At 38.1% G+C, this 24,181-nt stretch carries 27 protein-coding genes; 23 read left to right on the forward strand and 4 right to left on the reverse strand.

All coding sequences use genetic code 11. The features are described from left to right. Positions 1–44 precede the first annotated feature (44 nt). Positions 45–572 (forward strand): hypoxanthine phosphoribosyltransferase, encoded by a 528-nt coding sequence (hpt, locus tag RGQ13_RS01150; RefSeq protein WP_348391728.1) that lies wholly within the window; start codon positions 45–47, stop codon positions 570–572. Positions 573–627: 55 nt separating this feature from the next. Here the strand turns inward: hpt and RGQ13_RS01155 are convergent, their stop codons facing one another. The 3 genes from RGQ13_RS01155 to RGQ13_RS01165 are packed head-to-tail and all read right to left on the reverse strand — an operon-like array spanning position 628 to position 2,673. Further along, positions 628–897 (reverse strand): hypothetical protein, encoded by a 270-nt coding sequence (locus RGQ13_RS01155; protein WP_348391729.1) that lies wholly within the window; start codon positions 895–897, stop codon positions 628–630. Continuing rightward, positions 897–1,196, reverse strand: a complete 300-nt coding sequence (locus RGQ13_RS01160; protein ID WP_348391730.1) for a DUF3630 family protein — start codon at positions 1,194–1,196, stop codon at positions 897–899. The genes RGQ13_RS01155 and RGQ13_RS01160 overlap by 1 nt, the downstream gene beginning before the upstream one ends. Positions 1,197–1,215: 19 nt before the next feature. Beyond that, complete coding sequence (locus tag RGQ13_RS01165; RefSeq protein WP_348391731.1) at positions 1,216–2,673, reverse strand: protein adenylyltransferase SelO; 1,458 nt, start codon at positions 2,671–2,673, stop codon at positions 1,216–1,218. Positions 2,674–2,852: 179 nt separating this feature from the next. Here RGQ13_RS01165 and RGQ13_RS01170 point away from each other — a divergent pair, with 179 nt between their 5' ends. The 9 genes from RGQ13_RS01170 to RGQ13_RS01210 all read left to right on the forward strand — a co-directional run bounded on the left by RGQ13_RS01170 (position 2,853) and on the right by RGQ13_RS01210 (position 10,625). Beyond that, the gene (locus tag RGQ13_RS01170; protein WP_348391732.1) at positions 2,853–3,152 is read left to right on the forward strand and encodes a c-type cytochrome; all 300 of its coding nucleotides are present in this window, start codon (positions 2,853–2,855) and stop codon (positions 3,150–3,152) included. 113 nt (positions 3,153–3,265) lie between these two features. After that, a complete protein-coding gene (locus RGQ13_RS01175) occupies positions 3,266–3,733 on the forward strand; it encodes a c-type cytochrome (protein ID WP_348391733.1) in 468 nt (155 codons plus the stop codon). Next, positions 3,717–5,033 (forward strand): hypothetical protein, encoded by a 1,317-nt coding sequence (locus RGQ13_RS01180; protein WP_348391734.1) that lies wholly within the window; start codon positions 3,717–3,719, stop codon positions 5,031–5,033. The genes RGQ13_RS01175 and RGQ13_RS01180 overlap by 17 nt, the downstream gene beginning before the upstream one ends. A gap of 170 nt (positions 5,034–5,203) precedes the next feature. Beyond that, a complete protein-coding gene (locus tag RGQ13_RS01185) occupies positions 5,204–6,022 on the forward strand; it encodes a CbbQ/NirQ/NorQ/GpvN family protein (protein WP_348391735.1) in 819 nt (272 codons plus the stop codon). Positions 6,023–6,066: 44 nt separating this feature from the next. Further along, positions 6,067–6,417, forward strand: a complete 351-nt coding sequence (locus tag RGQ13_RS01190; protein ID WP_348391736.1) for a hypothetical protein — start codon at positions 6,067–6,069, stop codon at positions 6,415–6,417. A gap of 155 nt (positions 6,418–6,572) precedes the next feature. Continuing rightward, complete coding sequence (locus tag RGQ13_RS01195; protein ID WP_348391737.1) at positions 6,573–7,013, forward strand: c-type cytochrome; 441 nt, start codon at positions 6,573–6,575, stop codon at positions 7,011–7,013. Between the two features lie 5 nt (positions 7,014–7,018). Next, the gene (locus RGQ13_RS01200; RefSeq protein WP_348391738.1) at positions 7,019–8,407 is read left to right on the forward strand and encodes a cbb3-type cytochrome c oxidase subunit I; all 1,389 of its coding nucleotides are present in this window, start codon (positions 7,019–7,021) and stop codon (positions 8,405–8,407) included. 181 nt (positions 8,408–8,588) lie between these two features. Further along, positions 8,589–10,421 (forward strand): nitric oxide reductase activation protein NorD, encoded by a 1,833-nt coding sequence (locus RGQ13_RS01205; protein ID WP_348391739.1) that lies wholly within the window; start codon positions 8,589–8,591, stop codon positions 10,419–10,421. Between the two features lie 9 nt (positions 10,422–10,430). Further along, positions 10,431–10,625 carry a DnrP protein gene (locus tag RGQ13_RS01210; protein WP_348391740.1) on the forward strand — a complete coding sequence of 65 codons (195 nt, stop codon included), beginning with the start codon at positions 10,431–10,433 and terminating at the stop codon, positions 10,623–10,625. A 123-nt stretch (positions 10,626–10,748) separates the two neighbouring features. Here RGQ13_RS01210 and RGQ13_RS01215 read toward each other — a convergent pair whose 3' ends face one another. Continuing rightward, a complete protein-coding gene (locus RGQ13_RS01215; protein WP_348391741.1) occupies positions 10,749–11,315 on the reverse strand; it encodes a bacteriohemerythrin in 567 nt (188 codons plus the stop codon). A 352-nt stretch (positions 11,316–11,667) separates the two neighbouring features. On the opposite strand from RGQ13_RS01215, the gene RGQ13_RS01220 reads away from it, so the two are divergent. The 13 genes from RGQ13_RS01220 (at position 11,668) to RGQ13_RS01280 (ending at position 24,121) form a co-directional block, all read left to right on the forward strand. Continuing rightward, positions 11,668–13,296 carry a cytochrome D1 domain-containing protein gene (locus tag RGQ13_RS01220; RefSeq protein ID WP_348391742.1) on the forward strand — a complete coding sequence of 543 codons (1,629 nt, stop codon included), beginning with the start codon at positions 11,668–11,670 and terminating at the stop codon, positions 13,294–13,296. Positions 13,297–13,436: 140 nt separating this feature from the next. Further along, positions 13,437–15,230, forward strand: a complete 1,794-nt coding sequence (locus RGQ13_RS01225) for a NapC/NirT family cytochrome c (RefSeq protein WP_348391743.1) — start codon at positions 13,437–13,439, stop codon at positions 15,228–15,230. Positions 15,231–15,380: 150 nt separating this feature from the next. After that, positions 15,381–15,707, forward strand: coding sequence for a plastocyanin/azurin family copper-binding protein (locus RGQ13_RS01230; RefSeq protein WP_348391744.1), 327 nt, complete (start codon positions 15,381–15,383; stop codon positions 15,705–15,707). Positions 15,708–15,850: 143 nt separating this feature from the next. Then, positions 15,851–16,231, forward strand: a complete 381-nt coding sequence (locus tag RGQ13_RS01235) for a c-type cytochrome (protein ID WP_348391745.1) — start codon at positions 15,851–15,853, stop codon at positions 16,229–16,231. Next, positions 16,218–17,471, forward strand: a complete 1,254-nt coding sequence (locus tag RGQ13_RS01240; protein ID WP_348391746.1) for a cytochrome D1 domain-containing protein — start codon at positions 16,218–16,220, stop codon at positions 17,469–17,471. Before RGQ13_RS01235 ends, RGQ13_RS01240 begins: the two co-directional genes overlap by 14 nt. A 2-nt stretch (positions 17,472–17,473) precedes the next feature. Beyond that, positions 17,474–17,962 carry an Lrp/AsnC family transcriptional regulator gene (locus tag RGQ13_RS01245; RefSeq protein WP_348391747.1) on the forward strand — a complete coding sequence of 163 codons (489 nt, stop codon included), beginning with the start codon at positions 17,474–17,476 and terminating at the stop codon, positions 17,960–17,962. 68 nt (positions 17,963–18,030) lie between these two features. Further along, positions 18,031–18,501 carry a siroheme decarboxylase subunit beta gene (ahbB, locus tag RGQ13_RS01250; RefSeq protein ID WP_348391748.1) on the forward strand — a complete coding sequence of 157 codons (471 nt, stop codon included), beginning with the start codon at positions 18,031–18,033 and terminating at the stop codon, positions 18,499–18,501. Between the two features lie 3 nt (positions 18,502–18,504). Then, positions 18,505–18,948, forward strand: a complete 444-nt coding sequence (locus RGQ13_RS01255) for an Lrp/AsnC family transcriptional regulator (RefSeq protein WP_348391749.1) — start codon at positions 18,505–18,507, stop codon at positions 18,946–18,948. Then, positions 18,923–19,465, forward strand: a complete 543-nt coding sequence (gene ahbB, locus RGQ13_RS01260; protein ID WP_348391750.1) for a siroheme decarboxylase subunit beta — start codon at positions 18,923–18,925, stop codon at positions 19,463–19,465. The genes RGQ13_RS01255 and ahbB (RGQ13_RS01260) overlap by 26 nt, the downstream gene beginning before the upstream one ends. A gap of 3 nt (positions 19,466–19,468) precedes the next feature. Then, positions 19,469–20,659: a heme d1 biosynthesis radical SAM protein NirJ gene (nirJ, locus tag RGQ13_RS01265; protein WP_348391751.1), complete on the forward strand. Its 1,191-nt coding sequence runs from the start codon at positions 19,469–19,471 to the stop codon at positions 20,657–20,659. 19 nt (positions 20,660–20,678) lie between these two features. Then, positions 20,679–21,530: a uroporphyrinogen-III C-methyltransferase gene (gene cobA, locus RGQ13_RS01270; protein ID WP_348391752.1), complete on the forward strand. Its 852-nt coding sequence runs from the start codon at positions 20,679–20,681 to the stop codon at positions 21,528–21,530. A gap of 9 nt (positions 21,531–21,539) precedes the next feature. Then, complete coding sequence (locus tag RGQ13_RS01275; protein WP_348391753.1) at positions 21,540–23,129, forward strand: cytochrome D1 domain-containing protein; 1,590 nt, start codon at positions 21,540–21,542, stop codon at positions 23,127–23,129. Positions 23,130–23,173: 44 nt separating this feature from the next. Then, positions 23,174–24,121 carry a siroheme synthase gene (locus RGQ13_RS01280; RefSeq protein ID WP_348391754.1) on the forward strand — a complete coding sequence of 316 codons (948 nt, stop codon included), beginning with the start codon at positions 23,174–23,176 and terminating at the stop codon, positions 24,119–24,121. Positions 24,122–24,181 lie beyond the last annotated feature (60 nt).

A 24,181-nucleotide genomic window follows, 5' to 3' on the forward strand; every position in this document is an offset into this window, starting at 1 on the left:
TCGGCAAGCTACAATTACGCTAGTTTATTTAATAAGAGAAAAACATGAAACATAAAGTCGAAATCATGATTTCTGAGCAAGAAGTCAGTAACAGAGTGGTCGAATTAGGCCAGCAAATAACCGAATTCTATAAAGATCGAGACAATTTGGTTATGGTTGGGTTATTGCGTGGCTCATTTGTATTTATGGCCGATTTGGCAAGAGCAATAGATATACATCACACTGTCGACTTTATGACCGCTTCAAGTTATGGCAATAATATGGAAAGCTCTCGTGATGTACATATACTCAAAGATTTAGACGATGACATCCAAGGTAAAGATGTATTATTAGTTGAGGATATTATTGATACTGGCAATACTTTAAGCAAAGTAATGCAAATTCTGAGCTTACGAGAGCCTAACTCTATTGAAATTTGTACCTTACTTGATAAACCTTCACGTCGAGAAGTACCTGTAGGAGTGAAGTGGATAGGTTTTGAAATACCAGACGAATTCGTTGTGGGTGTTGGTATTGATTATGCGCAAAAGTATCGAAACTTACCATATATTGGTAAAGTTATTCCTCTATAAAATAACTAACGGCCAACCTTATTAACCTTCGATAAAATAATGGGGTTATCTCCCTTTATTGTTTTTTGCTGTGTTTCTTTAGTGATTCATCAAGTTGCTTTTGATTGTCTTCTTCAGTCTTTTTAAGAGAATCACAGTAGTCGCTATTTTCCAACCCTTTGCAATTGCCCATCATTATAACCATATCATTATCATTATCTTTGTCTTTATAATTTCCCTCATCCAAACTGTCATCTAACTGTGGCGCCACATTTGCTTCCTTCTTTTCTTGTATTGAAACACAAGCGGACAACGACAAGGTTAAAAGTAATATAACTAGCTTCATTACGACATTCCTAAAAGTTTATGTATAAGCGTTAAAGCTCGACTGTCTATTTGATCTTCTGGCTCTATCCAACAAGATTCACTATAGCTTTCAAATTGTAGTACTAAATACTCCCCGTTGAAGGTAAAGCGAAAATATTCTCGGTCCGCCCCTTGAATATATTCTTTTAATTGGAAATCGGGTAATAGCTTAAAAACGCACTGTGAAAGTAGGTTAATATCATCTTGATCCCATTTTTGCATAAAAGAAATGAGCAGCAGGTTATTGTTATCTAATATTGCTGTTTGTATTTGTTGCATTAATTATCCTTCAAATCCATTAAGTGCCACAGAACGTGTGGTAGTTTACATCGCCATCTTTAGGTAAATCTTGAAACTCATTGGTGTGTGGCAGCTGTTGATAAGGGGATCGTAAAACTTTTAAAAATCTATCTGCACTACTTAAATCGCCGCTGGTTTCACATTCTTGTAAAATCGCTTCTACGTGGTGGTTTCTTGGTATTACCACAGGGTTACTAACTTTCATTAATTCTTCTGCTGTATTGTGATCAATATTGGCTTCTTGTAAAAGAGTAAGCCAATTATTATACCATTTGCCTAAGGCTGCTTTTAACTGTTCGGCTTGTTCGTTGTCATTTAATGATTGAGCTAGCTGTACAAAAGTTAAGGTGTAATCTAGCTCTTGATTTTGCATTATGTCGAGTATCTCTTTGATAAACGATTTATCTATTAACGCTAAACTATGCACACCAAGCTTGCTAGCTAACATTCCATAATAAGCATTATTAAAATCTTCAGCGAATTGTAAAATGATAGGTTTAACCAGTTCAACCGCTTTTTCAGCATCTTCATCAATTAACGGGATTAAGCTCTCGGCAAAGCGCGCCATATTCCATTGGGCAATATTGGGCTGGTTACCGAATGCATAACGGCCATTTTTATCAATAGAGCTATATACAGTTCCTGGGTGATAAACGCCCAGCATTGCACAAGGGCCAAAATCAATAGTCTCGCCTGATATAGCGCAATTGTCAGTGTTCATTACACCATGAATAAAACCAACTCGCATCCACTGTACGATAAGTTCAATTTGCTTCGCTCCTACAGACTTTATCAGTTCTAAAATATAACCATCAGTGTTGATATCAATAGTTGGGTAATGGCGGTTAATTGTATATTCGGTTAAAGCTGTTAACGACTCCACATCTCCCCTTGCGGAAAAATGTTGAAAGGTTCCCACACGAATGTGGCTAGCAGCAATACGCGTAACCACTGCACCTGGTTTTTCCGATTCTCGGTATACTGTTTCACCAGTAGACACTACTGCTAAGCAACGAGAGGTTGGAACACCTAGAGCGTACATAGCCTCACTCATTATATATTCACGAATTGCGGGACCAATAGCGCAAAGGCCATCACCTCTTCTTGAATACGGCGTTTGTCCAGAGCCCTTTAGTTGAATATCACGTTGAATATTGTCTTTGTCACACACTTCGCCCAATAAATGGGCACGACCATCACCCATGTAAGGATTAAATTGGCCAAATTGATGACCTGAATAAGCCAGTGCTACAGGTACAGAGCCGGAAATTATTTTATTACCAGAAAAATACAGAGCAAGCTTAGATTTATCTCGACAAAATGCAGTGTCTAATCGTAAATCGTTAGCAAGCATGTCGTTCCAAAACAGCAAAGCTGGATTCGATACTTTGTTTGGCATAGCCGTTTGATAAAACTTGTCACCTAATTTGTGGTAGGTATTATTAAATTGCAACATTAACAACTTCTTAACGTAAGGATTACTTAGTTCAATTTTATCGGATTGTGCAGCAAATGCACAAATAATTTAACCAAGATCAAGTTTTTATTAAAAAAATCGCAGACAGAATAGAGTTTTTTCCATATAATCAATGGCAGTTAACATAATGTTTATAAACATAAGAAGAGTATTTATCTATGAAAAAATTAGCTCTAGCACTAGCTACAACAGTAGCAATGGCTGCTCCAGCAATGGCAGCGGACGCAGAAGCAGGTAAAGGCAAATCAGCAATGTGTGCTGCTTGTCATGGCGCTACAGGCGTTTCAGCTGTACCAATGTACCCTAATTTAGCTGGCCAAAAAGAAGCTTACCTTGCTAAGCAACTTAAAGATTTCAAATCTGGCGCTCGTAAAGATCCAGTGATGGGAAGTATGGCTATGCCACTATCTGACGCTGATATAGCCAACTTAGCTGCTTACTACGCAAGCCTTAAGTAAACGATATTTATTTAAAAAGCGCATTTGATGCGCTTTTTTTGTGCTTAAAATTCATACCAGTCTCGACTTTTCATTGGTTAATAAATTATCTAATTTGGTATTAGTAGCGATATATGATTAAAATTTTTATCTTAGTAATAGCCTATTCATTCAGTGTGAATTTATGGGCAAACGAAACTGAAAAAAAGACTGAAACAGCGAAAAATCTTGAAGTAGCACCTGAAACTATAAGCCCAGATCTAATCACTCTTGCACAACAAGAGCTTGATTTTGACGAACAGCAATTACTTTTAAAGCAAAAGAGATTAAAAACACACATTGAATTTTGTGCGCCTTGTCATGGTAAAACCGGTATTTCTGTTGTACCTATTTATCCCAATCTTGCCGGTCAACATCAAGAGTATTTACTTAAGCAATTATTAGCATTTAAATATCGTCGCCGTAAAGATGCGGTCATGCAAGGCATGGTAAGTCGATTAAATGAAGATGATATGCTTGAATTAGCGAAATATTATGCCAATATTTCTATTGGTCCCTCGCAACCCAACCCAACTGGAGACGTGAATGAAAATACTAACTAATGCTCACAATTATATAGTTGTGCTGCTAACCATTGTATTGTTTTCATGTGGTGGAAACTCAGACTCTGAAAATGAATCAATTAAGGTAGAAGTAGGTATGAATCAACTTGCTGAACGTTATGTTAAGTTAGCCCTGCATGTAGGAAAACATCAAAGTTATTATATTGATGCCTACTACGGTCCGAAAGAATGGCAAGACGAAGCTGAAAAATTACCTCTAGATAAACTGCTAAATTTTGCAGAACAGTTAGAAAGTGATTTGAATAATTCAATTGCCATTGCAGGAGAGCAACTTCGCAGAGATATGCTGATAGTTCAGGTACGTTCGGTTAAAGCATTTATTGAGCAATTAAACGGAAAAAAGTTTAGTTTTGATCAAGAATCAATGGCTCTGTACGATGCACAATCTCCAAATTTAACTGAAGCTGATTTTGATAAAGCCCTAGCCGAATTAAATGAATTATTGCCAGGTGAAGGTGAATTGAACCCTCGATTAAAGTCGTTTAAAGACCAATTTGTTATTCCATTAGATAAGCTAGGAAGGGTGTTTATTGCGGCTATTGAAGAATCACAAAAACGTACTAAGGCCTATATCGAATTACCAGAAAATGAGTCGTTTAGCATTGAGTATGTTAATGACAAACCTTGGAGTGGTTATAATTGGTATAAAGGTAATAGTTTCAGCTTGATTCAAGTTAATACTGACTTTCCAATTCAAATAGATAGAGCAATCGACTTAGCCAGTCATGAAGGTTATCCCGGTCATCACGTATTTAATTCATTAATGGAAAAACATTTAGTTAATGGCAAAGGCTGGTTGGAATATTCAGTTTACCCTTTATATTCCCCTCTATCTTTACTAGCAGAGGGTAGTGCCAACTATGGAATTGAAGTGGCATATAATCACACAGAACGTATGGCTTTTGAAAAAGCTGTGTTATTCCCACTAGCAGGATTAGACCCTGAAAAAGCCGAAGCCTACTATCAAGTTGAAAGTATTTTAGGCAAATTGTCTTATGCTGGTAATGTCGCCGCGAAACGTTATTTAGACGGTCAAATTAATAAAGAACAAGCCGCAGCTTTTTTAATGAAATATGAATTAAGCACAGTCGACAAATCGAAACAACGTGTTGGGTTTATAGAGCGTTACCGTGCCTATGTGATTAATTATAATTTAGGTAAAGACTTGGTTAAAGACTATGTTGAATTTAGAAGTGGTGATGATGCGCAAAAACGCTGGCAAGTATTTGCAGATTTATTATCTAATCCAAAAAGTGCTTCAATGATGGTTGTACGCTAACAATTATTTCAGTAAATGAACAGTGAAAATTGGTTGCCCTAAGTTACTATTGGGTAGCCAAGTCATTATCTTTTTTACCTTGATCTGAATCAACTAAGCTCTGATCTCAATTGCACACTGATTAACATGAGAGTAACTTATGCAGTATGTAAGCTACATCTTGAGACTTTATGAGTACTACAAATATAAAACTAACCTCCGCACCTGATGATGTGCCGTATTATAAAGAACAACACAATGAAGTGTCTTTGTTTGAGTATGCCCATCAACACCATTTGCCAATTCTGATCAAAGGTCCAACTGGTTGTGGTAAAACTCGCTTTATTGAGCATATGGCAAAAAAATTGAATAAACCGCTTTATACAGTTGCTTGTCATGATGACTTAACCGCCGCTGATCTAGTTGGTCGGCATCTAATTGGCGCAGAAGGCACCTACTGGCAAGATGGGCCATTAACTCGGGCAGTTCGAGAAGGTGGTATTTGTTATCTTGATGAAGTAGTCGAAGCTCGTAAAGATACTACTGTTGTATTACACCCATTAGCCGATGACCGCCGTGTTTTGCCTTTAGAAAGAACCGGCGAGATATTAGACGCACATCCTGACTTTATGTTGGTCGTTTCGTATAATCCTGGTTATCAAAACTTATTAAAGGGTATGAAGCCTAGTACTAAACAACGCTTTGTAGCTTTAAGATTTGACTACCCAGAGAAAGAAGTTGAACAACAAATTTTAATGAGTGAAGCAAACGCTGAAGCTCATTTAGCCTTTACTTTAGTAGAGCTTGCGCAAGCATTGCGCCGCCTAGAGCAAAATGACTTAGATGAAGTTGTTTCTACTCGCCTATTAATTTATGCGGCCAAAATGATGTCAAGTGGCATGGATCCTTTAGAGGTTTGCAAATCTTGTTTAGCGGAACCATTATCTGATGATCCTGACACAATTAAAGCGTTGATGGATATAGCCAGAATTTATTTTGATGAATCGTGATTTAGGTATATAGTTAAAGCACCAGCTAAGTGTATGAGATAATTATGTTAATTAACCCAAAGTCATCTGTACATTTAGCCATAACATGCCAATCATTATTTTTGGCTAATTTATTGTTTTTGCCTGGTCTGTCGTTTATTGCTTTGATATGGCTACTATTTAAATATAAAAGACAAAGTGCCTGGCTAAGAATACATTTGTACAGAGCTGTGCAACTATCGGTTGCGGTTGGCCTTGTGGTATTCACCCCCCTAATCTTTATTTTGCTATCAGATAAAGTGCCATTTCAACTGATGGCTATGCTACTTTATTTCATTCTTGTACATACTGGATTTGTATTAATAGGCATGCTTAACCTTGCTCGCGCCATGGTTAAAAAACTACCTATTTTCTAAAATCTATTTCTTAACACTCTTAATATGATTTACGAATAAATATATTTTGAAACAATTACGCAACAATATTCATTAGTTTGATTTCTATCAAGATTCCTACCACAATTGACCTTTAATATGTATTTGTTCAATTTAATACATTAAGGGAGCAACCCATGTCAGAAAGTTTTACTAAAGGCATGGCGAGGAATATTTATTATGGTGGAAGTGTTTTCTTCTTCTTGATATTTCTTGCTTTAACTTTTCATACTACAAAAGAAATGCCAGAAAGAGATAATCGTCAAAACATAACCGAATCCGTAGAGCGTGGTAAACACCTTTGGGAAAAGAATAACTGTATTGGCTGTCATTCACTGCTAGGTGAGGGTGCATACTTTGCACCAGAACTTGGTAATGTTTTTCAACGCCGCGGTGGCGAAGCCGGTTTTAAAATGTTTTTAAATGGTTGGATGAAAGCACAACCGTTAAATATACCTGGTCGTCGCCAAATGCCAAATTTCCATTTAAATGATCAAGAAATTGATGATTTAGCTGAGTTCTTAAAGTGGACCTCAGAAATGGACATTAACGGCTGGCCGCCAAACATAGAAGGGTAAGGCAGATGAATACATTAAAATATCAATCACAGGCTGTCGCAAAACCTTATTTTGTGTTCGCTTTAATCTTATTTGTTGGACAAATTTTATTTGGTCTGATCATGGGTTTGCAATATGTCGTAGGTGACTTCCTAGGTGGCGCAATTCCATTTAACGTAGCACGTATGGTGCATACCAACTTACTTATCGTTTGGCTGTTGTTTGGCTTTATGGGCTCGGCTTATTACCTAGTTCCAGAAGAAGCCGAAACAGAATTGTATAGCCCTAAACTGGCGATCATTCTATTTTGGGTGTTTGCTGCTGCGGGTGTATTAACCATTTTAGGTTACTTACTTGTACCATATTCAACGTTAGCTGATATTACCTTTAATGAATTGTGGCCGACCATGGGACGTGAGTTCTTAGAACAGCCAACCATTACTAAGCTTGGTATTGTTGTGGTTTGTCTAGGTTTCTTATTTAACCTTGGTATGACTATCTTAAAAGGTCGTAAAACAGCGATTAACATGGTACTAATGACTGGTTTAATCGGTCTAGCGGTATTCTTCTTATTCTCTTTCTACAACCCTACTAACTTAGCACTAGATAAATATTTCTGGTGGTTCGTAGTACATCTATGGGTAGAGGGTGTTTGGGAATTAATCATGGGCGCTATCTTAGCTTATGTATTAATCAAAATTACCGGTGTTGATCGTGAAGTTATTGAAAAATGGTTATACGTAATCATTGCTATGGCACTAATCTCAGGTATCTTAGGAACAGGGCATCATTTCTACTGGTTAGCTACTCCTGAGTACTGGCAGTGGGTTGGTTCAATCTTCTCTGCAATCGAACCATTACCGTTCTTTGCTATGGTATTGTACGCCTTTAATATGGTTAACCGACGTCGCCGTGAACATCCTAACAAAGCCGCTACTTTATGGGCGTTAGGTACTGCAGTAATGGCATTCTTAGGTGCTGGTGTATGGGGCTTCTTACACACCTTAGCGCCAGTAAACTATTATACTCATGGCTCACAAATAACCGCGGCCCATGGTCACATGGCGTTCTATGGTGCTTATGCAATGATTGTTATGACTATCATTTCATTCGCTATGCCAAAACTACGTGGTATTGGTGAAGCAAACTGTAACCGTGCACAAGTACGTGAGATGTGGGGATTCTGGTTAATGACTGTTGCTATGGTCTTTATCACCCTATTCTTAACTGGCGCAGGTGTTTTACAAGTTTGGTTACAACGTTTACCTGAATCAGGTGAAGCATTAAGCTTTATGGCTACTCAAGATAAATTAGCCATATTCTACTGGATGCGTGAAGTAGCTGGTGTTGTCTTCTTACTAGGTTTAATTGCTTATATCTCTAGTTTTTGGGTAAAAGAGAAAGCTACCGCTTAATCGGAACTCAATAAACAAAAACCTTAAAAACCGTGATAGAAATATCACGGTTTTTTTAATTCAGGGGTTAATTAACTTAGAAGTGGCATGGGTAGAACTCACTTTTTTTGATTAATATCAGCTTTTATTGTTATAGAGTTGTTATGATGAGTATATATAAAGGTAAAGCGATTAGGTTGTAATGGAAGAGTGGATTGGTAGTGTTTGGCATCAATTTATCACCCGAAAAGCCAGCACTGAATTTGATCAAGCGCGAGTAGATTTTACTCAAGTAAGTAAATCTGTTGGTGTAGTTTTTAGAGCCTTAGGTGGTGATGCCGTAAAAAGAGTAGAAGCTGCGAGTAATCGAGATTATTTATCTAGACGTAGCTTTTTGCAAAAAATATCTGGCGATAACCAACAAATTAGCCTTGCATGGCAAGATTCCGACAGTTTGAGATTACCAGAGTCTATTGCCGTTTTTCCTGAACAAGAACTTAATAAAGATCTATATATCTGGTTAGCTGTACTTGCTGCTAATCATAATGGCCGTTTTAAACATTGGGCCATAGATAATCAACAATTAGTTGTTGATGTGCTTGCAAAATTCCCTTCATTAAAATCTAGATATCAACGTTTAGCCTCGGCTTTTATTAAATTACGTCCCAATGTTGATTCAATGCCAACAGCCGAGCAAGAAATGGAGCAGGCAATTGTTAAAGCTATTGTTGAACCTGGCTCTGTATCATCGTTTCCAAGGGTTAACTTTGCACCCCAGGCGGTATTCTTATGGCTTTATCCCGCAACACAAACAGAAGGTCTAGTTCAAGCCGAGTATGCTGATGAAGATATTGAAGAGCCGACTAATATAAACAGTAAAAAACAAACTAAAACAGCACGTAAAAAAACTGAACGTGTTAATTCATCTGATGGGCGCGATGGCATGATGATATTTCGCCTGGAAAGTTTATTTTCCTGGAGCGAATTTGCCAATATGGATCGTGGTAGTGATGACAGCGAAGATGAAGATGGTGAAAGAGTTGCCGAAGATTTAGATAAAATTACGTTATCTAAGCAGCAAGACCAAAAGAGTGCCAATATTAAACTGGACTTAGATTTACCGTCTAGCTCAGAGGATGATTTACCGTTAGGTGAAGGAATTAAATTACCTGAATGGGATTATCGTAAACAGCAATTAATTGATGATCGTTGTTTATTGCAACCTATGTTGCCAAAAGATTCTGTCGCTAAACCACTACCAGTGCACTTACAAAAAACAGCAAAAAATATACAAGCTCAGTTTGAGCAATTACAAACTATGCGCTACTGGTTAAAAGGTCAACCACAAGGTGAAGAGCTAGACTTAAATGCCTGGCTTGATTTTCATGTTGAACGTCAAATTTCACCTACAGCAGAAAAAGGCCTTTATCAAAGTTTTCGTGGCAACAATAGAGACTTGTCATGCTTACTACTTGCTGATTTATCAATGTCTACAGACTCATATATTGATAACGATATGCGAGTGATTGATGTAGTGCGTGACAGTATGTTGTTATTTGGTGAAGCACTAAATGTTGTTGGTGATAACTTTGCTATGTATGGCTTTTCATCAGTAAAGCGCTCTCATGTACGTTTTAGTTTAATTAAAAATTTTAAAGAGCCATACAACGATAATATTCGCGGAAGAATACAGGCCATTCGCCCAGGATTTTATACCCGAATGGGTGCTGCAATTAGGCAAGCAACTAAGGTATTAGTTGAACAAAAATCGTCACAAAAATTATTATTGATTTTAACTGATGGTAAGCCTAATGATATTGACCATTATGAGGGCCGGTTTGGTATTGAGGATACTAAGCAGGCAATTATCGAAGCGAAACAAGCGGGTTTAAAACCATTTTGTATTACGGTAGATCAAGAAGCGGAAGAATATTTACCTTATATCTTTGGGCGCTACAGTTATACAGTTATGCACAGCCCTGCCGAGCTACCTGTTTGTCTACCACAAATTTATCATCGTTTAACCGCGAACTAGGAATTGTCTATGAGTAATAATCAAATCCCTTGTTTGTACTGTCAAACAATGAATCAAGATGATAATGAGAGTTGTAGTAACTGTGGCATGCCAATCGCAGAATTTCACCCTGAAGATAGAAAGCGAGGGGTAAAATTTTTTGGTAAAGCTTTTTGGTTAATAGCCATTTTTTGTATCATTATGGTTTTTTACTTGCCTAGATAATTCGATTCAACTTAACTAAACAAAAGCCCGTAACAAGTAATGATTGTTACGGGCTTTTTGGTGCGAGGCAGTATTTATCCTCCCGAACCACGATCGCAAGGGAGGGTTATTGCAGCACAATTATTAACTAATACCATTTCTATTTAAATGTTCAGTGTATTGTTTATCAGTACCGTTAATATGGTTAATTAACCAACCACTTAAAAATTCACTCACTTCTTGAAACGCATCATGCCCAACGTCTTCATATTTTTTCTCTATTTGTTTAATTTTATCTATCATGATTTGATGCTGCTGTTTGTGTTCAACTAAATCAGGATAATTACTATCAGCCATCATTTGTTCTTCACGAGTAAAGTGATATTCAGTATATGCGATTAAATCTTTCAAACTTTGGTGCTCAAATGCATGGCCCATATCGTAATCATATGCGGTATTAAATTGGTTCAGTAACGTGATTAGCTTTTGATGGTCAAGATCTAAAGATTTAACTCCCACAGTATATTCGGCTTTCCATTTTATAATTTTGTTTTGTTTATTTTTGTTATAAATCCAAGGAATAATTATTAATAAGGCAACTAACAACCAAGATATTTTATTATCAAAGCCAATTAAAAAGCCAAGAAAAATGCTCACTGTGATCAGCCCTATTAAGGCGGCGTATATTAATGCTTTGTATCGATTAGTCATGTTCATACCCATAAAATAAATAAGGTTAAATTAGGTTTGTGGTTTCACCCATCTTAAAACAAAAAACACAGGTTTATTAACAAAATAGAGCAAATTAACTCAAAACATTAACAAAGTTTGATCTAGGTTAAATAATCTCTTTCTCTATTGGAGGATAGTTATTTGCAGAAGGTGGAAACGTATAAAGTAGTTAAGTTAGCTTCTATATTAAGTTGTTTTTGTGTTCCAAATTATTGGGATTATGCAATCTTTTTAAAGTGATTCTCGACTATTTAAAAAGTAAATTTAATCAATATTAATTTTATTCTCTGCCTTAACCATTTTTTTTTAAATAACCTCGGGAGAGAGATCAATGAAAGCAATAAAATATGGAGTTTCAGTACTCAGTGTTGCTGTTGGACTGGCTGTTAGTGGCCTAAGTTTTGCCGTTTCTGCGGAAGAACCTACATTATCAGAAGCTGATTTTGAAAAAGCACAATTACAATATTTCCAGCGTTGTGCTGGTTGTCATGGTGTACTACGTAAAGGCGCTACAGGTAAAAATTTAGAACCTGAAAACACCTTAAAAAAAGGTCAAAAGCGCTTAGAGAAAATTATTGCGCTAGGTACTGAAGGCGGAATGAATAACTTTGATGATTTGTTTTCAAAGCAAGAGATTTCAAACTTAGCAACCTTTATTCAAATGACTCCACCAGTACCACCTGAAATGTCTTTAGAGCAAATGCGCTCTCATACTAAAGAGTATGTTGCTCCAAAAGATTACCCGGCAAAACCAATGCATGGTCGTAACTGGAAAAACTTCTTTGTTGTTATCGAACGTGATGCAGGTAAAGCGGCAATCATTGACGGTGATACTAAAGAAATCGTTACTCACATCGATACTGGTTACGCTGTACATGTAATCAAAGGTACTGAGCACCACGCAATAGATCATGCTGAAGATGTGGGTCGTTTCTGGTACACCATTGGTCGTGACGGTAAAGTGAACAAAATCGATTTATGGCAAACACCTGATAAAATGTTAGTTGCAGAAACTAAAATGGCATATGACGCACGTGATATCGCTGTTTCTGGTGACGGAAAATACGTTATTGCTGGTGGTTACTGGCCTGCACATTTCGTAATCATGGATGCTGTAACATTAAACCCTCTAAAAGTTGTGTCAACTCGTGGCTATAACACTAAAGGTGAGTTTATCAACGAAGCTCGCGTAGCAGCTATCTACACTATCCCTACTCAATCTGCATTTATGGTTGCTGTAAAAGAAACCGGGCAAATGTGGCAAGTTGATTATAAAGACCTAGATAACTTAACGGTTACTATGGTGAGCTCTGCTGAATTCTTACATGATGGTTTCTTTGACCCGTCAGGTCGTTATTTCCAAATCGCAGCGAACGCGTCAAATAAAATGGTTGTAGTTGATACTAAAGAACGTAAGTTAGAATCAATGATTGAAGTTGATACGCTACCACATCCTGGTCCAGGTGCTAACTGGATTGACAAAGAGTGTGGTCCAGTAGGCGGTACAACTCACTTAGGTACTGGACTTGTATCTGTTTGGGGTAACGATCCAATTGGTCATCCTGACCAAGCCTGGAAACTTTGTTATGAAGTAGAAACTGATGGTGCTGGTGCATTTATCCGTACTCACGAAACATCACAGTATGTTTGGGCCGATCAATTGAAACACCCAGAGCCAGAAATCCAACAATCTGTACAAGTGTTTGATAAAGACACCCATGAAATTGTGAAAACTATTCGTGTTACCGAGGAGGAAGGCAAAGCCGCACTTCATATGGAATTTAACGCCGATGGTACAGAAGTTTGGGTATCTGTGTGGAACCGTACAGATGCGAAGAACCCTACTGGTGAAATCGTAGTTTATGATGCGAAAACTCTTAAAGAGAAGCACCGCATCAAAGGCTTAACTACGCCAACAGGTAAGTTCAACGTATTCAACCGTATGAACCACAAAACCTAATCAGTAAAAATTTTTAAATACTGATAATGCGAGTATAACAATCGTTATGCTCGCGCATTTCCCTTAATGCCAATCAGAGTAAATGATTGTTGAACGACTGATTATTTAGTCTGATTGGTATAATTTAGTACGAGTTAGTTATGGAAAATCAAACATTAAACAAACCTAGTTTTTGGTCTCGTCGCTTGATCTTAGGTACCACCATTTCAGGCGCAGTGATATTTTTCGTTGTCGGCATTGTTTTTTGGGGTGGCTTTAATACCGCGATGGAAGCTACTAACACAACCGAATTTTGTATCGGTTGTCATGAAATGGAAGATAATGTTTATCAAGAGTATAAACCTTCAATCCATTACTCCAACAGAACTGGCGTAAGAGCTGGCTGTCCAGATTGTCACGTACCAAGACCTTGGATTCATAAGGTAGTACGTAAAATACAAGCATCGAAAGAAGTATTTTCTTGGTTAACTGGTAAATTGGATACTAAAGAAAAATTCAATGAACATCGCTTTGAACTCGCACAAAGTGTATGGAAAGCGATGAAAGATACAGATTCAAGAGAATGTCGAAATTGTCATAATTTTGAGTCGATGAATCCAGAGTTTCAAAAACCGAGAGCGCGAAAACAACATTTAAATGCCTTTGAAACTGGGCAAACGTGTATCGATTGTCATAAAGGCATTGCCCATCACAATGTTCGTGATCAATTAACCGATGAACAATTGGAAGAGCTAGAGGCTCCTGTTGCCGCTTATATTCGTGAAGTACCACAAGAATATAAAGAAGGTTTAGCGCGTATCGAAGCAAAAGAAGCTGCCATTGCGGCAGAAAAAAAAGCCAACACTCAAGCCGAGAAAGAAAAAGTACAATTGCAAATTGAACAAGCAGTAGCAACGGCTTTAGAAAGTGCCCAAGCAAGTAGCAGTAAACCAGTAGCTGGAAAAAAATCTGCAAAAGCGACTCCCGCAGATAGTTTGAATGTTAACTGGAAAAAAGCTAGCTCAACCGACATTAGTGTGTTTTTTCCTGGTACAGCCTCAATCGAATGGGTTTTAGGTCGTAAGCATGGCGGTAAACGTGCTTTTACTAAAGGTGATCGTTGTATTGAATGTCATGGTGAAGAAATTGCCGATATTGGACAGAATATTGTTTCTGGTGAAAGTGAAAAAGACTTAGAGCCAAATGTTATTCCAAATAAACGGGGCAGCATTGACGTTAGTATTGCTGCAACTCATGACAGTGAAAATCTGTTCTTGAAATTTAGTTGGCCTGATAGCGACCATACACCAGCCCCATTTGTTGAAGGCGGAAAAATGGACCCAGAAAATAAAATGAAACTGGCGTTTATGATCTCAACTGACGATGTAGAGTTTGCTGATCGCGCTGGTTGTTGGGGAACGTGTCATGCCGATGCCTCTTCAATGCCATTTGCTCCAGAGAAAGATGCTTTAGCTAGTAGTGAGTTGGGTAAACGCCTAGACCTAAATTCGGGTGTAACCAAGTACCTTAAAGAAACACGCACTAAGTTAGAACTCAAAGGCCGACGTGGTAAAGCATTAGGCGGCTGGGATAAGCTGAAAAGTGAAGACGAGATCGCTGAGTTTCAACAAGCCCAACAATTTATGGATATAGTACGTTATAAGTCGGGCAGCAAAAAAATTGAAGACGGGCAAATTCTTGAACAAAGATTAATGCATGGCGGCCAAGGGGCTCAAGCTGTTGCGAATCTTAAAAACGGTACTTGGACAGTAGAAATCAAACGTAAGCTTATTTCTACCAAAGAGGGTGATGTTTCTATCGAAGCCGGTAAAGTTTATAACTTTGGCTTTGCTATTCATGACGATTACTCTAGTGCCAGATATCACCATGTATCATTTGGTTACAAGCTTGCTCTAGACAATAGTGAAGCGGAAATTAACGCCACTAAACAGTAAGCGAGCTTAGTCGTCCTGAGTTATTCGACTTAAGTCGTCTTGAATTTATTTCAGGATCTTCTAGTAAACCTTACAGAGCTAGAGCCTAATCGTTTTAGTTCTGTGAGGTTTATTTACTTCTACTATTTTTAATATTAAGGAGAGTTAATTATGTTGAATGCGCTTATTAAGTTATCTTTGGTGATTTTTCTTGCTGTTTTCAGTGCTAATTTGATGGCTAAAGATATAGTCGTTGAAATCTATAAAAAGAAATTTATTCCTGCGTCTGTCACCATCGCCCCAGGTGACAAGGTTATTTGGAAGAATATCGAAAAACGGCAGTATCATAATGTTTGGTTTAAGCAGTTTTACCAAGAAGAACCCGATTATCTTTTCCCTGGAGACCGTTTTGAACAGGTGTTTACAGATGCGGGCGAATTTCCTTATGTGTGTGGACCCCACCCTAAAATGACAGGGATCGTAATCGTTAAAAAATAATTATCAGCCTAATTTAAGGCCGTATGTTTCAATGGCGTTAAAAACAGTAACTTTCTGTTGAAAATGTGATCTTAAACAATAAATGCAACGGCTTTTATTGATAAATTTTAGTTATCTTTTTATGGAAGCGCTGAGATTTGCCAATGAAATATATCACTATTTTGATCACTTGCATTTGCCTAAGTGTTAGCTTTAATTTAGCTTCAGCATCTCCCAATGTTCTACATAAATCTAACAATTCTACTGACGCGAGCAATGAATTAAGCTTGCAACGTCAAAAAGATCTTATTCATATGGTCAAACAGGACTGTGGCTCTTGCCATGGTATGACCTTAAAAGGTGGTCTTGGACCTTCTTTACTTCCAGATGATTTAACGAATAAACCTGAATACTTTCTTACCATAACTATTATGGAAGGCCGTCCGGGTACTGCTATGCCGCCTTGGAAAGATATCCTCACTGAACAAGAAGCAAAATGGATAGCAGAACAACTAATTAAAGGACTAGACAATGACCAACACTAGAACGAAGCTTTTTTTGAGCTTACTATTACCTTTATTCATAATGAGCTGTCAGCAGCTGCAAGATACTGCTGAAGAAAGTGCCACGTCATCGGCAACAACACAGACAGGATTAAGGGCTACTGGTGATTTAGGCTTAGTCATTGAGCGTGCGACAGGGCAAGTTAAAATTGTTAACCACAGTGATAAGGATAGCTTGGCCGAAATTGATGGATTAGGCGATTTATCGCATGCGTCTATTGTTTATTCTCGTGATCAACGTTTTGGTTATGTATTTGGTCGTGATGGTGGTTTAACCAAAATTGATTTATTGAAAAACAAAATTGATAAAAGAGTTATACAGTCAGGGAACAGCATTGGCGGCGCGATTAGTCAAAATGGCAAGTTTGTCGCAGTATCTAATTACTCTCCAGGTGGTGTGAAAATCTTTGCTAGCGATACGCTAGAGCTGGTGGCCGACATACCTGCAACTGAACTGATGAATCATCCAAGAAATAAAGACGGGTCAATTAAACGCTCAAAAGTGGTTGGTTTAGTTGATGCTCCAGGACAAAAATTTGTATTTAGCTTATTTGATAGCCATGAAATTTGGATTGCAGACCTTTCTAAAGCTGAAATAGAACTAACTAAATATACTGATATTGGTCTTAACCCTTATGACGCATTGATAAGTCCAGATGGACGTTACTACATTGCTGGCTTGTTTGGTGAAGATGGTATGGCATTACTTGATTTATGGTCGCCAGAGCAAGGTGTTAAACGTATTCTTGATGGCTATGGTAAAGGCGAAAAAAAATTGCCAGTTTATAAAATGCCACACCTAGAAGGTTGGGCCATGGCTGGAAATTTTGCCTATGTACCTGCGGTTGGTCTGCATCAAGTTTTGATCATAGATACGCAAACCTGGCAACAGGTTGGTGCTATTGATGTGCATGGTCAGCCAGTCTTTGTTATGGCCCAACCTGACAATAGACAAGTTTGGATTAATTTTGCCTTCCCTTTAAACGATACTATTCAAATCATCGATACTAAAAATCAAAAATTGATCAAAACGTTAACGCCAGGTCCAGGTGTTCTACATATGGAATTTACCCCACGTGGCGAAGATGTATGGATGTCGGTGCGTGATAACAATGAAATTCAAATTTATAATAGCCAAAGCTTTGAGTTACTGAAAAAACTACCTGCTAAAAGTCCAAGTGGTATTTTCTTCACTAACAGAGCTCACCAAATAGGTCTGTAAAGATGAATGATTGCAATGTCACTTTAAGCAAATTAAGTCAGAAAATAATTAATGCTTATCAAAAAGGTTTTCCATTATCTCATCGCCCCTTTTTGGAGTTAGCTAATCGTTTCAATAGTACCGAAGATGAAGTGTTAGAGTGCTTCCAAGAGCTGCAAGAGCTGCAAGTATTGTCTCGTTTAGGGCCTGTATTCAATCACCAACAAGCCGGCGCCAGCACATTAGCTGCTTTAGCTGTGCCTGAAGATCAAATAGACGAAATTGCCAAGCTGGTAAATCAGTTTACTCAGGTAAATCACAACTATGCCCGAGAGCATAGTTACAATCTTTGGTTTGTGGCAACGGCTGCGAATGAGGATGCTTTGAAACAATGTCTAACTCATATTCACCGAGAAACGGGTTTTAAACCATTAATACTGCCAATGGAGCAGGCATATCATATCGATCTTGGTTTTAATATTGAGTTTACTGAAAGCACAGGAGCACGATGATGCCGGCTCATCACATACAATTTAACCATAAAGAATCCCTTCAGTTACTTCCTGAACAGGAACTGAAATTGTTTGCTGCTATTGAGCAAGGGCTACCTTTGGTTGCTCAGCCATATTTAGCTATTGCTGAGCAAATAGATGCCAGCGAAGAGCAAGTTACTTCGACAATTAATCACTGGCAAAAGCAAGGTGTAATCCGTCGTTTTGGTTTAGTAATACGGCACCGAAAACTGGGCTATGTAGCTAATGCCATGGTGGTATGGAATGTTGATGATGAATGCGTCGAAGACGTTGCAGCAATATTGGCAAAACAAAAAGTAGTTACGCTTTGTTATCGCCGTCCGCGAGTGTTGCCTGAATGGAATTACAATTTATTTTGCATGATTCACGGCAAAGATAGAGCGCAAGTGATCAAGCAGTTAGATGATATGTGTCAGCACGGTGATTTGGCTGGTATTGAGAAAAAGATTTTATTTAGCAATAAAGCCTATAAACAAAGAGGTGGCAAATATAGCCAAGCCTCGGCATCAGGAAATTAATTTATGGATGCATTAGATAAAAGAATATTGAATCGAACTCAACGAGGCATACCGGTGAGCGAACAGCCATTTGCCGATATTGCCAGTGAACTAGATTGCTCAGAAGATGAAGTTATTAATAAATTACAGCACATGCTTGACGATGGTTTGTTAAGTCGTTTTGGCCCTATGTATGACGCCGCGAGCCTAGGCGGTGCATTTACTCTTTCAGCAATGCAAGTACCAGAAGAACGCTTTGATGAAGTAACTGAAATTGTAAATGCATTTAGCGAAGTTGCCCATAACTATAAGCGCCAACATCGATTAAATATGTGGTTTGTTGTTGCCTGTGAATCTCAACAAGAAATTCAATCAGTGATCAAAGACATTGAACAACAAAGTTCACTCCCTGTTTATGATTTTCCAAAAGAGGAGGAGTTTTATGTTGGACTCTACTTACCAGTCTAGAGAACGAAAAAATGCTCCGTTAACCTCCATAGAACGCGAGTTTATTTTGTTAACACAAAAAGGTTTGCCAATTGTAAGTCGACCTTATGATCACTTGGCTGAAAAATTAAAGTTAAGTGTGGCTGAAATTTTGGCAATGAGCGAAGACTTATTAGAAAGGGGAGTGATTAGACGAATTGCTGCCGTACCAAATCATTATCGAGCCGGCTACACCTTTAATGGTATGACCGTTTGGGATGTTCAAGATGATGTTGTTAAGGAATATGGCGCCTTAATCGGCAGGTTACCTTTTGTTAGTCATTGTTATCAACGTCCTAGATGTTTGCCTGAGTGGAATTACAATTTATTTGCCATGATCCACGGTAAAAATGAGCAACAAATTAGCGAATATAGAACGCAGATCAAACAATTGTTAAAGGATGTGTTGCAGACTAGTGAACATAAATCAAATGACATGTTAACCAGTAGCAAAATATTGAAAAAAACTGGTTTACGCCTACAAGCAAATAAGGATTAGCAAATGTTCAGAATTTCACAATTATTGAAAACTTTGCATGATGATTTACCAGTTGGTAAAGCAGCAAAAATGCCCGGCCCGGTGGTTATTTGGAATTTAATTCGCCGTTGTAATTTACAATGTAAGCATTGTTATTCAACGTCGCTTGATATTGATTTTAAAGATGAACTTAATACTGAACAAATTAAAGCAACCATCGATGATTTAAAAGTTGCGCAAGTACCAGTGTTAATTTTATCTGGTGGCGAGCCATTGCTACGCCCTGATATTTATGAAATTACTGCTTATGCAAAAGCAAAAGGTTTTTATGTTGCTTTATCAACTAACGGCACGCTAATTAACGAAGAAAATATTGAGAAAATTAAAGCTGCTGATTATCAGTATGTTGGTATTAGTATTGATGGATTAGAAGAGTTCCATGACGATTTTCGTCGTCAAAAGGGCAGTTTCAAAACTTCAATGAAAGCATTAAAACTATGTAAAGAAGCGGGAATAAAAGTGGGTATGCGTTTATGCCTAACTCAAGACAATTACAATGATTTGCCGGCTATTCTCGATTTAATGGAACTGCACAAAATTGATAAATTTTACTTATCACATTTAAATTACTCTGGTCGAGGTAAACGCAGTGCTGAAAATGATGCAATGTTTGCTATGACCAAAGGTGCAATGGAACAGTTGTTTGAACGCGCATGGTCACATTTAGAACAAGGCATTGAAAGTGATTTTGTCACTGGCAATAACGATGCAGACGGGCCATTTTTATTAAAATGGGCTGAAAAACAATTTGGTGAGCAATATCCACAGCGTGTTGCCAATCTAAAGAGCCGATTAATAAATTGGGGCGGTAATGCCAGTGGTGTTAACGTAGCAAATATTGATAATACCGGTGTTATACACCCTGACACCTACTGGTGGAATCATCCTATTGGCAACGTAAAAACTGAAAAGTTTTCAGATGTTTGGAAAAATACTCAAGACCCGTTAATGCTTGGTTTTAGACAAAGTCCAAGACCGGTAAAAGGTCGATGTGCAAAATGTGAATATTTAAATATTTGTGGTGGTAATACCCGTACCAGAGCGTTTGCGCAATCTGGAGATGCATGGGCTGAAGATCCAGGTTGCTACTTAACCGATGAAGAAATTGGCTTTTCTACAGTTGCAAATGAAGCAATTGCAGTTACCCATATATAAAAAATAAAGAGAGTTTATTATGCTAGATTTCCTTCTTAATAAGATCGCTAAACGAACTAACTTTGCCAAAGGTGAAGTTGCATTAGTAGGTGCTGGGCCAGGCGACCCTGAATTACTAACAGTGAAAGCCGTACGCTTTATTGCTCAAGCCGAAGTGGTTGTTTATGACCGTTTAGTTAGTGATGAAATTATGGCTCTTTTACCTGTCGATTGTGAACGTTTTTATGTTGGTAAAAAACAGGCAAAGCATTGTGTTCCACAAGGCGATATCAATGAGGTATTAGTGAGTTATGCTCAGCAGAATAAGCGTGTTTTGCGCCTAAAGGGTGGTGATCCGTTTATTTTTGGACGTGGTAGTGAAGAAGCTGAACACCTTTTAAATCATGGCGTCAATTGCCACGTGTTATCTGGTATTACCGCCGCTTCAGCAGCTACAACCTATGCGGGCATACCTTTAACGCACCGTGGCGTTTCTCAGTGCTGTACTTTTGTAACGGGGCATCTACAAAATGATGGTCAGTTAGTACTGCCTTGGCAAAGTTTGAATAATGACAATCAAACTGTGGTGTTTTATATGGGCATCAGTGCGGTAAAAATGATTTCAGCAAAACTGATTGAACATGGTAGAGCTGCAAGTACTCCAGCGGCAATCATCAGACAAGGCACAAGAATTGATCAGCAAGTGTTCAGAGGAACCTTAGGTTCGCTTGAGCAAATGGTGATTGATAATGATATTAAGCCACCAGCACTTATCGTTGTTGGTCAGGTCATCGACCAACTTGACCCAAGACATGTTGCTGGCGCTGGCTATTTTCAAGCTGAAACTGAAGTTGAAGCGTTAAGGCAAATACCTGAGTTATCAGTTGGGTAGGAAATACTAATGAATAAAATATTCTCTTTTTTTTACTTGCTAGTAACTACTAGCGGTTTATTGCTAAGTCAAAGTGCTTTTGCTGAAGAAAAACCAACAGCTGAGCAATTGTATCAACAACATTGTCAAAGCTGTCATGGTTTAAATCGTACAGGCAGCATGGGGCCAGCATTATTCCCTGAAAACCTGTCGCGATTACGTAAAAATAAAGCCAGTACTGTTATTAGTAAAGGTCGAGTTGCTACTCAAATGCCGGCTTTTGAAAAAACATTAACTAAAGAGAATATTAGCCAGTTAGTTGATTATATTTACACGCCAGCGAAAACTGTACCAAAATGGAGCTTGGCAGATATTAATGCTTCACATGTACAACATTTTGACCAAAATAAATTACCCAATGAACCGCAGTTTGATGCCGATTTAATGAATTTGTTTATTGTGGTGGAGCTTGGCGATCATTCTGCCACCTTGCTTAATGGTGATACCTTTGAACCTATCACCCGTTTCAAAACTCGTTTTGCTTTACATGGTGGACCTAAGTATTCACCTGACGGCCGTTTTGTTTATTTTGCCTCTCGCGATGGTTGGATCAGCAAGTACGATATTTATAATATGAAAACAGTTGCTGAAATTAGGGCTGGTATTAACACTCGAAATTTAGCTGTATCTTCCGATGGCAAATATGCAATTGTTGGTAATTATTTACCACATAATATTGTGATTTTAGATACTGAAAACTTAACGCCAATTAAAGTCGTAGCAACAGCTGATAAAGATGGTAAATCTTCTCGTGTTAGCGCCGTTTATAATGCACCACCAAGAACAAGCTTTATTGTTGCTTTGAAAGACGTGAAAGAAGTATGGGAAATTCCTTATTCTGATGAAGGTGGTGTTGAGGTTTATAAAGGCTGGGCACACGATTACCGAAAGGATGGTGGAGAAGGCAAAGTTGAAAATTGGAAAAGTGAGGAGCAATTTCCAATTCGCCGCATCACCACTGAAGACTATCTAGATGATTTCTTCTTCGATCCAGAATACATCAACTTAATTGGTGCCTCACGTGACAGTCAAAATGGACAAGTAATTAACTTGGATGCAAGAAAGAAGGTCGCCACCATTGAAATGGCCGGTATGCCGCATTTAGGTTCTGGGATTACTTGGGATTATCAAGGTAAGCAAGTATTTGCTTCACCAAACATCAAAGATGGCCGAGTTACTGTTATCGATATGGATAACTGGCAAGTGATTAAAGAAATTAAAACCGAAGGTCCGGGGTTCTTTATGCGCAGCCACAGTAAATCGCCTTATGCTTGGGTTGATGTGTTTTTTGGCCCGAACAAAGAAAAAGTTCACATCATTAAAAAAGATACTCTGGAAATAGTTAAAACCTTGGCTCCATCACCCGGAAAAACCGCGGCTCATGTAGAGTTCACCAAAGATGGGAAATACGTTTTATTGAGCATTTGGGATAACGATGGCGCAGTAATTGTGTATGATGCTAATACCTTAGAAGAAATTAAACGTTTACCTATGAAGAAACCTTCTGGAAAATATAACGTTTATAATAAAACGCACTATGAGCGTGGTACTAGCCATTAATTACCGAAAGGTAATGTTAAGCAAGTATTTCCTGTGGAGATAAAATGAATTACTTTCCAATTTTTCTTGATGCTAAAAAGATCAATGTGTTGGTTGTTGGTGGCGGTGAAATTGCCAGTGCAAAAATTGCTTTATTACTGAAGAGTCCAGCCAAGGTTACCGTAGTGTCACCTAAAGTATCGGCAAACGTTCAAGCATTAATTGATGGTAATAAAATATGCTACATCAATGATGTATACGAGAAATCACAACTTGCAGATAAGCAGTTGGTCTTTGTTGCCACTGAGAACCGCAGCTTAAATGAACAAGTAAACAAGGATGCTACGGAGCAGGGCGTATTGGCCAATGTGGTCGATAATGCTGACTTGTGTCACTTTATTACTCCGGCAATTATTGATCGTTCACCTATGGTATTTGCCATGATCAGCTCGGGTCAATCTCCGGTTTTACTGCGCTATTGGCGAGAAAAACTTGAAACACTTATTCCACAATCATTAGGTAAGTTAGCAAGTTTTGCAGGACAAAAACGACAGGTTGTAAAGGATCACTTTACTAACTTCTCCAATCGTCGTTTATTCTGGGAATCGTTTTTTACTAAAACCGGTATTGAGCAAGGCGAAGATCTTGAAGTTGCATTTAATACACAACTTGCCAATAGTAAGGATGTTGCTAGTAATCAGGCTGAGTTGTTGATCATTGATACTCCTAGGCACCCGGACTTGCTTACATTAGGGGCTGTAAGAAATATGCAAAAAGCAGATAATATTTTGCACGATGCTGAAGTTGATAGCGTAATAATAGATTTATGTCGGCGGGATGCACCTAAAGCTGTAACTAGCGAAGATAATATTGCGCAAGCAATGTCATTATTAAAACAAGGGAAGCGAGTCTGTTATCTTAATTCGGTCAAAACATCTCAAAGCCACGCGTTTATTGCACAAGCAAAACAAATGAACTGCCACGTTTTCTTCTTTACATCTGCGCCGACCTAACTCCAGTTTATATTCGATGTTAGCCAAGATAATCACTCATCTTGGCTAACGTCATTGTAC

This window comes from Thalassotalea psychrophila (genome assembly GCF_031583595.1).
GTDB lineage: Bacteria > Pseudomonadota > Gammaproteobacteria > Enterobacterales > Alteromonadaceae > Thalassotalea_A > Thalassotalea_A psychrophila.